The sequence below is a fragment of the Bacillus cereus group sp. BfR-BA-01309 genome (assembly GCF_022664315.1).
In the GTDB taxonomy this organism is placed as follows: domain Bacteria; phylum Bacillota; class Bacilli; order Bacillales; family Bacillaceae_G; genus Bacillus_A; species Bacillus_A mobilis.
On sequence record NZ_JAKUHE010000001.1, the window covers coordinates 13,811 to 26,119 of the forward strand.

The following is a 12,309-nucleotide window of genomic DNA, read 5'->3' on the forward strand; positions in this document are numbered from 1 at the left end:
ATGAAGTTATTTCATACAGCGGATTGGCACTTAGGAAAGCTTGTTCATGGCGTGTATATGACTGAAGATCAAAAGATTGTATTAGATCAGTTTGTACAAGCTGTTGAAGAAGAAAAACCAGATGCCGTAATTATTGCAGGAGATTTATACGACCGAGCAATTCCACCAACAGAAGCAGTAGACTTATTAAATGATGTGTTACAAAAAATAGTGATTGACTTACAAACACCAGTTATTGCGGTTGCAGGTAACCATGATAGTCCTGATCGTATTCATTTTGGTAGTAGTTTAATGAAGAAACAAGGACTATTTATTGTGGGACAATTTCAATTTCCATATGATCCAATTATATTAAATGATGAACATGGTGAGGTTCACTTCCATCTCGTTCCATATGCTGATCCAAGCATAGTTAGACACGTATTGAAAAATGAAGACGTACGTTCACATGATGATGCGATGCGTATTTTTATGAATGAGCTTTCTGAAACGATGGATAAAGAAGCTAGACATGTATTTGTAGGTCATGCATTTGTAACTTCTGCGGGAGAAGCAGAGGAGAATACAAGTGATGCAGAACGACCACTTTCAATTGGTGGTGCTGAATACGTAAATAGTCATTATTTTGATAAGTTTCATTACACAGCGCTTGGACATTTACATCAAGCGCATTTCGTACGTAATGAGACAATTCGATATTCAGGTTCGCCACTTGCATATTCTATTTCTGAAGAAAAACATAAAAAAGGATATTATATTGTAGAACTGGGCGAGCAAGGTGAAGTAACAATTGAAAAAAGGTTACTTACACCACGCCTTAAAATGCGAACAGTAGAAGCAAAAATAGATGCATTGTTACAACATCCAATAAGTGAAGATTACGTGTTTGTAAAATTATTAGATGAAAATCCTGTCTTGCAGCCAATGGAAAAAATACGCTCTGTATATCCAAATGCAATGCATGTTGAAAGATCTATTCAAAGACGAGAGTTCACAGAGTCAAATGAAGTAACAGTTTCAAGACATAAAACGGATGATTTATCGCTATTAAAGGCTTTTTATAAAGAAATGAAAGGCTTAGATTTATCAGAAGAGAAAGAACGTCTATTTGTAGAGGTACTACAAACAGTGCAAGAACGGGAAGGTGAACGAGGATGAGACCGATTCAGCTTATTATGACAGCATTTGGACCATATAAACAGAAAGAAGTAATCGATTTTAACGATCTTGGAGATCATCGTATTTTCGCCATTTCTGGGAATACAGGTGCTGGAAAGACAACCATTTTTGATGCGATTTGTTACGTGTTATATGGTGAGGCAAGCGGAGAAGAACGTAGTGATACGAGCATGCTGCGCAGTCAATTTGCTGATGATAATATGTATACTAGTGTAGAACTAACCTTTCAGCTAAAAGGGAAACGTTATGAAATAAAACGCCAACTTGGACATAAAAAACAAGGGAATAAGACGATTACGGGACATGCAGTAGAATTATATGAAGTGATTGATGAAGAGAAGGTTCCAGCTGTTGATCGTTTCCATGTAACGGATGTAAATAAAAAAGTAGAAGATTTAATTGGTTTAAGTAAACATCAATTTAGTCAAATCGTTATGTTACCGCAAGGGGAATTCCGTAAACTATTAACATCTGAGACAGAAAACAAAGAAGAAATTTTGCGTCGTATTTTCAAAACAGATCGTTATAAGTTAATGCGTGAGTTACTTGATCAAAAACGAAAACAATGGAAAGACGTCTTACAAGAAAAGCAGAAAGAGCGAGAATTATACTTCCGTAATGTTTTTAAATTACCAATTCGTGATGGGTCATTATTAGAGACATTAGTGGAACAAGAACATGTAAATACGCATCAAGTAGTAGAAGTATTAGAACAAGAAACAGATGTGTATAAGGCAGAAGTTGAGCAATTACAAGTAGAACAAGAAGTTCTAACGAAGCAATTAAAAGATGCTGAAACACGTTTTCATGCAGCGAAATCTGTAAATGAGAAATTTATAGATTTACAACAAAAGAATGAGAAATATAATACTTTACAAGAAAACCGTACAGTTATTGAAATGAAAGAAACATCTTTTAAACGTGCGGAAGAAGCGAAGCGCTTATTACCATTTGAACAATGGTACGAAGAAGCAATACAAAATGAGCAGAAGGCTGAAAGTTTGTTAAAACAGATAATCGCCAAAAAAGAAAATATAACGAATAGCTTTGAACTAGCTCAGCAGAAATATGAAGCATTAAAGAATAAAGAACCTGAGAGAGAAGATGCAAAAAAACTTGTTCAAAGATTAGAAGAGTTACAACCGATTATTGCATCATTAGCTGAGAAACAGATGAATTTACAAAATGCAGAAATTCAAGTTGGGAAATTAAAAGAAGGTATGCACAACTTAGAGCGACAATTAGACGAGCATACAAATCAAAAACAGCAAATGTCTGGTGAATTGCAGCAATTAGAACGAGCACTTGAGCAATATGTAGCTAAAGTAGAAGAACTAACGAATATGCGAGAAGATGCAAAAGTTTTAAAGCAAGCATATGATGTTTGGCAAGAAAAGCAAAAATTCGAGCAAGAAAAAGAAGCGGCATACAATAAGATGCAAATGGCAGTGAACGCATATGAAAATATGGAACGCCGCTGGTTAAATGAACAAGCTGGTATATTAGCACTTCATTTACATGATGGTGAATCTTGTCCAGTATGTGGTAGTACGAACCATCCGAAAAAGGCTACAGAACAAAGTGATGCGATCGATGAAAAAGAGTTAAATGATTTAAGAGACAAGAAGAATACCGCTGAAAAATTACATGTACAATTAGAGGAGAAATGGAATTTCTATCATCTTCAATATGAGCAAGTAATAGAAGAGGTTAAGAAGCGAGGTTATCGCTCGGAAGAATTAGCTGAAACATATAGTGCGCTTGTTCAAAAGGGAAAACAATTAGCAACTGAAGTGAATACGTTAAAAGCAAGCGAAGAAACGCGTAAGCAAATTGCTGTGAATATAAAAAGCGTAGAAGAAAAAGTAGATGCACTTCAGAAGCAAAAGCGTGAAGTAGAAACAGAGCAGCACCGAATAGAAATAGAGTGTATGCAGCTTCGTACGTCATATGAACATGATAAGAAAAATATTCCTGAAAACTTACAAACCGTCCAAGCTTGGAAAGTCCAGTTTGACCAAGCTATGCATGAACTCAAATTAATGGAGGACGAATGGAAGAAAGTACAGGAAGCGTATCAACATTGGCAAAATGAAAATATACGAATTCAAGCAGAACAGGAAAGTGCTTCTAATCAATTTGAAAGTACAAAATTGAAGAAAGAAGAGACTTTCGTGCGCTTTATGAAAGAGCTTGAGCAGAGCGGATTTACAGATCAATCTACGTATAAAGAAGCTAAATTAAATGATGCCGAGATGGAGATGTTACAAAAAGAAATTCAAAGCTATTATTCATCTCTTGAAGTACTAGCAAAACAAATTGAAGAGTTACGTGCTGAATTAAAAGATAAAGAGTATATGGATATTACAGCGTTAGGTGAACATATAAAAGATTTAGAAATTAATCTTGATATCATTAAAGAAAAACGTCAACGTGCGCAAAATGCGGTAACATATATTTCTGATTTACATGAAAATATTAGACGTATTGATGAGCAAATTCATGAGGAAGAAAAAGCCTTCCAAGAACTTGTTGATTTATATGAAGTAATGAAAGGTGATAACGAAAGCCGTATATCATTTGAACGTTACATCTTAATTGAGTATTTAGAACAAATTGTTCAAATTGCAAACGAACGATTACGTAAATTATCAAATGGACAATTTTATTTAAAACGAAGTGAACGAGTTGAAAAGAGAAATCGTCAAAGTGGATTAGGATTAGATGTATACGACGCATACACTGGCCAAACACGCGATGTAAAAACATTATCTGGCGGTGAGAAATTTAATGCATCACTGTGCTTAGCGCTTGGAATGGCAGACGTCATTCAATCGTATGAAGGTGGTATTTCCATTGAAACGATGTTTATAGATGAAGGATTCGGTTCACTAGATGAGGAGTCATTAACAAAAGCAGTAGACGCCTTAATTGACTTACAAAAATCAGGCCGATTTATCGGTGTCATTTCACACGTTCAAGAGCTGAAAAACGCAATGCCAGCTGTATTAGAAGTAACGAAGCAGAAGGATGGGTGTAGTCAGACTCGGTTTGTGGTGAAGTAAGTTCAAGTGTAATTCAAAGTATAGTTTGTGAGTTTCTAGTAAAGAACTTATGATGAAATAAATGCCGCCTCTTTTTAGAGACGGCATTTATTTGTTATTCAAAATTAAATAATTCACTTAGGAGTTATCCGTAGAAGGCGGTGTATTTTCCAATCGATTATAAGTTTTAAAGGCCGAAATTGCCGAGATAACACCACCTACTAAAAATAAAGCTGATCCACCGACCAAAATGATACGACTGACATACGTTTCGCGCGCTTCTTCAACTTCTTCTTGTAACATTGTTGGCATTTGAATTCCTCCTGAACAACATTTATTTTGTAGATAGTATATACAAATGCCTAAAATATGTTAAAATCACTGGATAGTATTATGAGGAAGTATATAGTTACATGTGAATTGTTTGAAAAATCTTCATTATAAATTTATGCTAACTTCACATAGAGCACATATTAACATTGTATTATGTATATGTACCAAATAAATAAAGTGAATTGTATTTTGTTCTGTTTTTAAAAATTTAAAATTCTATTATTTTTATATAAAGGTTTCTCGTCGGAGTTTTAAATATTTTGGAAATAGATCTAAATAAGAGAAATTCACATAAAAGGGGAATGTCTTATGACAACATATACGAGTGAAATGAGAAAAAGTTTAGTTTCAGAAGAAGATGTAGATATTTTAAAAATTATGGCTCACCCAATCCGATTACAAATTGTAAATGAATTAAGTACGAGAAAAACTTGTAATGTAACGCAATTAACAGAATTACTAAATATTCCACAATCGACTGTTTCGCAACATTTATCAAAAATGAAAGGTAAAGTGTTACGAGCTGAGAGAAGGGGCTTAGAAATTTATTATCACATTAATAATTTAAAAGCGAGTAAGATTGTAAGTGTTTTAGGATATATAAACTAATGAAATATTTTCATATAAAATAGCCGCTGCTGGTAAGCAGGGGCTATTTTGTGTTGTTTTATGTATTCGTATTTAAAATTTTGTAGTTTTTATGATTTACAATTGTTCGATCAAATTCAAAAGTACCACCGCTTACATCTGTAATTTCAACTAAGACCGATTCAGTATATAGTTTTAGTACAGATCCTGTAATCTTTAAATTATTTCGGTGAAAAAGTATAGTATCCCCTACGTTTGCTTTCATAGTACCTCCTTATTAAAGACAGAATTATTTTTTTATTATATATATTAAACCACGTATAGATATATTAGTGAATATTTAGTTTTGTTTATCAATAAAATATTTTTTATTTTATAAAAAATAAAGTGCATCATAGTATAAAAATAGTTTTTTTGGTTGTATAGGAAAATTAAAATTTTGTAATCTCGCTATGATATAACTTGAGACATAATTTTTATAAAAAAGATGATAAAACAGCTGTAAATTGTATGGATGAAAAACATGATAATAGCTATTTACGTATTTAATAATTCGTTTTTTGTATTTCGTCCTTCGTTTTCTGTAACTGATTCCATATTTTTGACGCTCTATCTTGTAAGTGCTTACATAAGCGGTAACATCTTATACAATGAAGGTGTTAAATCAAAAGAGGTGGTCAATATGAACATAAAAAAAGTAAATTTAGCGAACAGCATTGAAATAGAAAGAGGAGGCGGAAAGGTATGAAAAAATCAAATGTTAATCCATGGCTAGTTGTACTTGGCACAGTCATCGTACAAATGGGGCTTGGAACAATATATACATGGAGTTTATTCAATCAGCCTTTAGTTAGTAAATACGGTTGGAGTCTTAACGCAGTAGCTATAACGTTCTCAATTACTAGTCTTTCCTTAGCATTTTCAACTTTATTTGCGAGTAAATTACAAGAAAAATGGGGACTTCGTAAACTTATTATGATAGCTGGACTAGCATTAGGACTAGGATTAGTACTTAGTTCGCAAGCGTCCTCATTAATATTGCTGTATGTACTAGCAGGTGTTGTTGTAGGTTATGCAGATGGTACAGCATATATCACTTCATTATCCAATTTAATAAAGTGGTTTCCAAAGCGTAAAGGTCTAATTGCTGGTATTTCTGTCTCTGCATATGGTTCAGGTAGCTTAATCTTTAAATACGTCAACGCACAGTTAATTGAATCAGTTGGTGTATCACAAGCATTTATATACTGGGGTTTAATTGTTACAGCTATGATTGTCCTTGGAGCTTGTTTAATCCATCAAGCTGCTGATCAAGGTGCAGTTCATGAGACAAAAACTCACGAATATACAACGAAAGAAATGTTAGGCACAAAACAAGTATACTTATTATTTATTATGTTATTTACATCATGTATGAGTGGCTTATACTTAATTGGTATGGTAAAAGATATTGGTGTTCAACTTGTAGGACTTAGCGCAGCAACAGCAGCCAATGCGGTGGCTATGGTGGCAATCTTCAATACATTAGGTCGTATTATTCTAGGGCCGTTATCAGATAAAATCGGCCGCTTAAAAATCGTTACTGGCACTTTTGTTGTTATGGCAAGTTCAGTCTTAGTTCTAAGTTTCGTAGATTTAAATTACGGTATTTACTTCGTATGTGTAGCAAGTGTAGCGTTTTGCTTTGGTGGAAATATCACGATTTTCCCAGCTATTGTTGGTGATTTCTACGGTATGAAAAACCATAGTAAGAATTATGGAATTGTGTATCAAGGATTTGGATTTGGAGCGCTTGCAGGTTCCTTTATCGGTGCACTTCTAGGTGGATTCAAACCAACATTCATGGTGATCGGCGTATTATGTGTCGTATCATTTATTATCGCAATATTAATTCAAGCACCTAAACAGAAAAAAGAACACGAAGAAGAGTATCGCAGCGTAGCATAAGTATATAAACCTTCTATAACACTATGATTACGAAAAAGCATCCTGTTAAATAGGGTGCTTTTTTGAGTTGTTTTAAATAGGTTATATAATCTTTGGAATTTTTTGAGACGAAAAATGAGTGACATACCTATTTGGAATATATTGGAATATTAAAAAGTGATGCATTATATTCGAACTATTTATTAAATCTTAAATAATAAACAAGACTTACATCAATAATTGCAAGATATACTTTCTCGATATTTTCAGAAAAATGTTGAGAAAATATATACTCGATTTTTTGGTAAGGCTTTGTAAATGAGGGTATCTACAGTTTATCTTCTTTAATTTTACAAAGAGGAGTAGGAATTAAATGTTTAATGTACGTGCTTATTAATACTTTTAGATGTAATTGCATTGAGAAGCACTAAAATATTTTATCTGAAAAATAAAAATAGGTTGACAAGTTTATTGAGAAAGATTATCATTTCGGTGTAAGAATATTAAATGAAAAACATTATCAATGAATAATATTTTGATGAAAAGTACACTTGACCAATTAGTTTAGTAAGTGTATTATTTTTTACATTGATAATGATAATCATTATCGAAATTTGTTTAATTAGATGAATTTTTAAATGAAAGGATAGAGGAAATGAACTTAGGGGAATTTGATGGGAAAACGGTTTTAGTAACAGGTGCAGCCCAAGGTATAGGTAGTGTTGTTGCCAAAATGTTTTTAGAAAGAGGAGCTACAGTTATTGCGGTTGATCAAAATGAAGAGGGGTTAAATGTTCTCTTAAATGAAAATGAATTAAATGAAATACGTATGAAAACGTTTTGTTTAGATGTGAGTGATAGTACCGCAGTTGAAGATATGGTAAACGGTATTGAAAATGATATAGCACCGATAGATATATTAGTTAATGTTGCAGGGGTTTTACGTATGGGAGCGATTCACTCTTTAAGTGATGAAGATTGGAATAAAACATTCTCTGTAAATTCTACAGGAGTTTTCTATATGTCACGAGCGGTAAGTAAACGTATGATGCAAAGAAAGTCAGGGGCAATTGTTACAGTTGGTTCCAATGCAGCAAATACCCCGAGAATGGATATGGCTGCGTATGCGGCATCCAAAGCTGCAACGACGATGTTTATGAAGTGTTTAGGATTAGAACTTGCAGCATATAACATTCGCTGTAACTTAGTTTCTCCAGGTTCAACTGAAACTGAAATGCAAAGGTTACTATGGGCTGATGAGAATGGAGCAAAAAATATCATTGCTGGTTCTCAAAGTACATATAGAATCGGTATACCGTTACAAAAAATTGCACAGCCTTCAGAAATTGCCGAAGCGGTATTGTTTTTAGCTTCAGATAAAGCAAGCCACATTACAATGCACAACTTATGTGTCGATGGCGGAGCTACATTAGGCGTTTAATAAAAAATTCAGGGGGTTAGTATACTATGAATGAATTTACGGCTTTAAAGGAACTGTCAGAAAAACTTTTAGAAGATTATAAGACTGAATCTTCATTCTTTTTCGCTTCACCTACTCGAACAATATTGACAGAAGGAGAGTTTACTACAATAAAGCATCGTGAAATTGAAAGTTTTCCAGAACTAGTACAGGCAGTATTACGTAATGCAAAACAAGCTGGAAATCCGAATCCTATCGTTGTTGGTGCTTTGCCATTTGATCGTAGAAAAGAAGTTCAACTTATCGTACCAGAATATAGCAGAATATCTGAACGATTACAATTAGATACAACAAATCAGCTTGAAACAAATGAGAACTTAACATTTGAAATGACGCCTGTACCAGATCCTGAAGTGTATATGAATGGTGTGAGGCAAGGAATTGAAAAAATACAAGACGGAGATTTAAAAAAAATCGTTCTATCCAGATCGTTAGATGTTAAATCTTCTGAAATGATTGATAAGCAAAAGCTTCTTCGAGAATTAGCAGAGCATAATAAGCACGGTTATACATTTGCTGTTAATTTACCGAAAGATGAAAACGAGAATAGTAAGACATTAATTGGAGCAAGTCCTGAGTTACTCGTTTCCCGTAATGGTATGCAAGTTATTTCTAATCCGTTAGCTGGTTCAAGACCACGTAGTGATGATCCAGTTGAAGATAAAAGAAGAGCAGAGGAGTTACTTTCTTCTCCAAAAGATTTACATGAACATGCGGTAGTAGTAGAAGCGGTAGCTGCTGCGCTTCGTCCATACTGTCACACATTACATGTTCCAGAAAAACCATCCGTTATTCATAGTGAAGCGATGTGGCATTTGTCTACTGAAGTGAAAGGTGAACTAAAGGATCCGAATACTACTTCTTTAGAATTAGCAATTGCACTACATCCTACGCCAGCAGTTTGCGGAACGCCTATGGAAGAAGCGAGAGAGGCGATTCAAAAAATTGAGCCATTTGACCGTGAATTCTTTACAGGAATGCTAGGGTGGAGCGATTTAAATGGAGATGGTGAATGGATTGTTACAATTCGTTGTGCTGAAGTGCAAGAAAATACACTTAGATTATTTGCAGGAGCGGGAGTTGTGGCTGAGTCAAAACCAGAAGATGAGTTAGCAGAAACATCAGCTAAGTTCCAAACAATGCTGAAGGCTCTAGGGTTAAGTGATAATTCATTGAATGAAAAATAGGGGGGAGAAAGAATGTTGACAGGTTATACAAAATGGCCAAAAGAATTTGCTAATCGCTATCGAGAAGAAGGGTGTTGGCTTGGTGAAACATTTGGCGGGGTGTTAAGAGAGCGTGCTGAAAAATATGGAGATCAAATTGCGGTTGTAAGTGGTAATACGCATATATCGTACAGTGAGCTTGATAAAAAAGTAGATCGCTTAGCGTCAGGTTTACTGAATTTAGGAATAAAACAAGAGGATCGAGTTGTAATCCAATTACCTAACGTTATCGAGTTTTTCGAAATATGTTTTGCGCTATTTCGAATTGGAGCACTTCCTGTCTTTGCACTACCTTCACATCGAAGCAGTGAAATTAGTTATTTTTGTGAGTTTGGTGAGGCGAGTGCTTACGTTATTTCAGATAAGGCTCTCGGCTTTGATTATCGAAAACTAGCAAGAGAAGTGAAAGAGAAAGTGTCAACTTTACAACATGTAATTGTAGTGGGAGAAGAAGAAGAGTTTGTGAACATAAGTGATCTGTATATAGATTCTATTCCATTACCAGAAGTTCAGCCAAGTGATGTTGCGTTTCTCCAATTGTCAGGAGGGACAACAGGACTTTCTAAATTAATTCCTAGAACACATGATGACTATATTTATAGTTTACGTGTTAGCGCTGAAATTTGTAATTTGAATACGGATAGCGTCTATATGGCAGTTCTTCCAGTAGCGCACAATTACCCGATGAGTTCTCCAGGGACATTTGGAACTTTCTATGCGGGTGGAAAAGTAGTGCTAGCAACTGGAGGTAGTCCAGACGAGGCATTTGCTCTAATAGAAAAAGAAAAAGTCACGATTACTGCTCTCGTTCCGCCATTAGCAATGATCTGGCTTGATGCTGCATCTTCTCGTAATAACGATTTATCGAGCCTAGAAGTGATTCAGGTTGGTGGTGCGAAATTTGGCGCCGAAGTTGCAAAACGTATACGTCCTACATTTGGATGTACGTTACAGCAAGTGTTCGGTATGGCAGAAGGTTTAGTAAATTACACAAGATTAAATGATCCGGAAGAAATCATCATTTATACACAAGGTAGACCGATGTCTACATACGACGAAGTAAGGGTTGTTGATGAAAATGATAGCGATGTAAACGTTGGTGAAGTAGGAAGTTTATTAACAAGAGGACCATATACAATTCGAGGCTATTATAAAGCAGAAGAGCATAATGCACGGTCATTTACAAAGGATGGATTTTATCGCACAGGAGATCTTGTGAAAGTAAATGAACAAGGTTACATCATTGTAGAAGGTAGGGATAAAGATCAAATTAACCGTGGTGGTGAGAAAGTTGCTGCGGAAGAGGTTGAAAATCACCTATTAGCACATGATGCAGTACATGATGTTGCAATTGTATCAATGCCTGACGAGTATTTAGGGGAACGTACTTGTGCATTTGTTATAGCTCGCGGACAAGCTCCGACAGTAAGTGAATTAAAAATGTTTTTAAGAGAACGCGGTATAGCAGCTTATAAAATTCCAGATCGAATTGAATTTATTGAATCATTCCCGCAAACAGGTGTTGGAAAGGTAAGCAAAAAAGAATTACGTAAAGTCATTGCTGAAAAACTTATTACGATAAAACGATAAAGAATATAAAAATTGGAAGGAAGTGATTAGATGGCTATCCCATCTATTTCAGTATACAAAATGCCAGTTGAATCAGAACTACCAAAAAATAAAGTGAATTGGACTCCAGATCCAAAACGTGCGGTTCTTTTAATCCATGACATGCAAGAATATTTTCTTGATGCATATAGCGATAAAGAATCACCGAAAGTAGAACTCATTTCAAATATTAAGGTGATAAGAGAAAGATGTAAGGAACTTGGTATCCCAGTTGTTTATACAGCTCAGCCAGGTGGACAAACGTTAGAACAACGAGGGTTATTACAAGACTTCTGGGGTGATGGTATTCCTGCTGGACCAGATAAAAAGAAAATTGTGGATGAACTTACTCCTGATGAGAATGATATATTCTTAACGAAATGGAGATATAGTGCATTTAAAAAGACAAATCTATTAGAAATTTTAAATGAGCAAGGAAGAGATCAACTTATTATTTGCGGTATTTATGCGCATATTGGCTGCCTTTTAACAGCTTGTGAAGCGTTTATGGATGGCATAGAGCCGTTCTTTGTAGCAGATGCAGTTGCTGATTTTTCATTAGAGCATCATAAACAAGCATTACAGTATGCATCTAATAGATGTGCAGTGACGACATCAACCAACTTACTGTTAAAAGATTTACAAAATGTAAAAGGCGATAAGAGTGAAGGAATCACTTTACAGGAAGTACATGAACTAGTTGCACAATTACTTCGTGAACCAGTAGAAAGTGTTGAGACTGATGAAGATTTATTAAATAGAGGACTTGATTCGGTCAGAATTATGAGTTTAGTAGAGAAGTGGCGTCGTGAAGGAAAAGAAATCACTTTTGCGGATTTAGCAGAGAGCCCAACTGTTGTTGATTGGTACCGTTTATTATCTCCGCAAACAGAACATGTACTTTAATATAGACTACATAATAAAG

The 12,309-nt window shown here is 34.8% G+C and carries 10 protein-coding genes; 8 read left to right on the plus strand and 2 right to left on the minus strand.

Annotated elements, in window-relative coordinates; translation table 11 throughout:
• Positions 1–1,158, plus strand: a complete 1,158-nt coding sequence (locus MR115_RS00075) for an exonuclease SbcCD subunit D (RefSeq protein WP_242239152.1) — start codon at positions 1–3, stop codon at positions 1,156–1,158.
• A complete protein-coding gene (locus MR115_RS00080) occupies positions 1,155–4,244 on the plus strand; it encodes an SbcC/MukB-like Walker B domain-containing protein (protein ID WP_242239154.1) in 3,090 nt (1,029 codons plus the stop codon). Before MR115_RS00075 ends, MR115_RS00080 begins: the two co-directional genes overlap by 4 nt.
• A gap of 117 nt (positions 4,245–4,361) precedes the next feature.
• Here MR115_RS00080 and MR115_RS00085 read toward each other — a convergent pair whose 3' ends face one another.
• Positions 4,362–4,535, minus strand: coding sequence for a hypothetical protein (locus tag MR115_RS00085; protein ID WP_001142748.1), 174 nt, complete (start codon positions 4,533–4,535; stop codon positions 4,362–4,364).
• Positions 4,536–4,865: 330 nt separating this feature from the next.
• Between MR115_RS00085 and MR115_RS00090 the strand changes: the two genes are divergently transcribed.
• Positions 4,866–5,165 carry an ArsR/SmtB family transcription factor gene (locus tag MR115_RS00090; RefSeq protein ID WP_000214798.1) on the plus strand — a complete coding sequence of 100 codons (300 nt, stop codon included), beginning with the start codon at positions 4,866–4,868 and terminating at the stop codon, positions 5,163–5,165.
• A gap of 58 nt (positions 5,166–5,223) precedes the next feature.
• Here MR115_RS00090 and MR115_RS00095 read toward each other — a convergent pair whose 3' ends face one another.
• On the minus strand, positions 5,224–5,409 hold the full coding sequence (locus MR115_RS00095; protein ID WP_061679135.1) for a YkvS family protein: 186 nt from the start codon (positions 5,407–5,409) through the stop codon (positions 5,224–5,226).
• Between the two features lie 479 nt (positions 5,410–5,888).
• Between MR115_RS00095 and MR115_RS00100 the strand changes: the two genes are divergently transcribed.
• The 5 genes from MR115_RS00100 (at position 5,889) to MR115_RS00120 (ending at position 12,290) form a co-directional block, all read left to right on the plus strand.
• A complete protein-coding gene (locus MR115_RS00100) occupies positions 5,889–7,091 on the plus strand; it encodes an L-lactate MFS transporter (protein WP_242239155.1) in 1,203 nt (400 codons plus the stop codon).
• A 634-nt stretch (positions 7,092–7,725) separates the two neighbouring features.
• Positions 7,726–8,511, plus strand: coding sequence for a 2,3-dihydro-2,3-dihydroxybenzoate dehydrogenase (dhbA, locus tag MR115_RS00105; RefSeq protein WP_242239157.1), 786 nt, complete (start codon positions 7,726–7,728; stop codon positions 8,509–8,511).
• Positions 8,512–8,537: 26 nt separating this feature from the next.
• Positions 8,538–9,737 (plus strand): isochorismate synthase DhbC, encoded by a 1,200-nt coding sequence (gene dhbC, locus MR115_RS00110; RefSeq protein WP_242239159.1) that lies wholly within the window; start codon positions 8,538–8,540, stop codon positions 9,735–9,737.
• Positions 9,738–9,749: 12 nt separating this feature from the next.
• On the plus strand, positions 9,750–11,366 hold the full coding sequence (locus MR115_RS00115) for a (2,3-dihydroxybenzoyl)adenylate synthase (protein WP_242239160.1): 1,617 nt from the start codon (positions 9,750–9,752) through the stop codon (positions 11,364–11,366).
• Between the two features lie 30 nt (positions 11,367–11,396).
• The gene (locus tag MR115_RS00120; protein ID WP_242239161.1) at positions 11,397–12,290 is read left to right on the plus strand and encodes an isochorismatase family protein; all 894 of its coding nucleotides are present in this window, start codon (positions 11,397–11,399) and stop codon (positions 12,288–12,290) included.
• The last annotated feature ends 19 nt before the right edge of the window (positions 12,291–12,309 follow it).

Coding starts and splice junctions, on each gene's coding strand:
- MR115_RS00075 (WP_242239152.1), top strand. CDS start 1: ATGAAGTTATTTCATACAGCGGATTGGCACTTAGGAAAGCTTGTTCAT.
- MR115_RS00080 (WP_242239154.1), top strand. CDS start 1,155: ATGAGACCGATTCAGCTTATTATGACAGCATTTGGACCATATAAACAG.
- MR115_RS00085 (WP_001142748.1), bottom strand. CDS start 4,535: ATGCCAACAATGTTACAAGAAGAAGTTGAAGAAGCGCGCGAAACGTAT.
- MR115_RS00090 (WP_000214798.1), top strand. CDS start 4,866: ATGACAACATATACGAGTGAAATGAGAAAAAGTTTAGTTTCAGAAGAA.
- MR115_RS00095 (WP_061679135.1), bottom strand. CDS start 5,409: ATGAAAGCAAACGTAGGGGATACTATACTTTTTCACCGAAATAATTTA.
- MR115_RS00100 (WP_242239155.1), top strand. CDS start 5,889: ATGAAAAAATCAAATGTTAATCCATGGCTAGTTGTACTTGGCACAGTC.
- dhbA (WP_242239157.1), top strand. CDS start 7,726: ATGAACTTAGGGGAATTTGATGGGAAAACGGTTTTAGTAACAGGTGCA.
- dhbC (WP_242239159.1), top strand. CDS start 8,538: ATGAATGAATTTACGGCTTTAAAGGAACTGTCAGAAAAACTTTTAGAA.
- MR115_RS00115 (WP_242239160.1), top strand. CDS start 9,750: ATGTTGACAGGTTATACAAAATGGCCAAAAGAATTTGCTAATCGCTAT.
- MR115_RS00120 (WP_242239161.1), top strand. CDS start 11,397: ATGGCTATCCCATCTATTTCAGTATACAAAATGCCAGTTGAATCAGAA.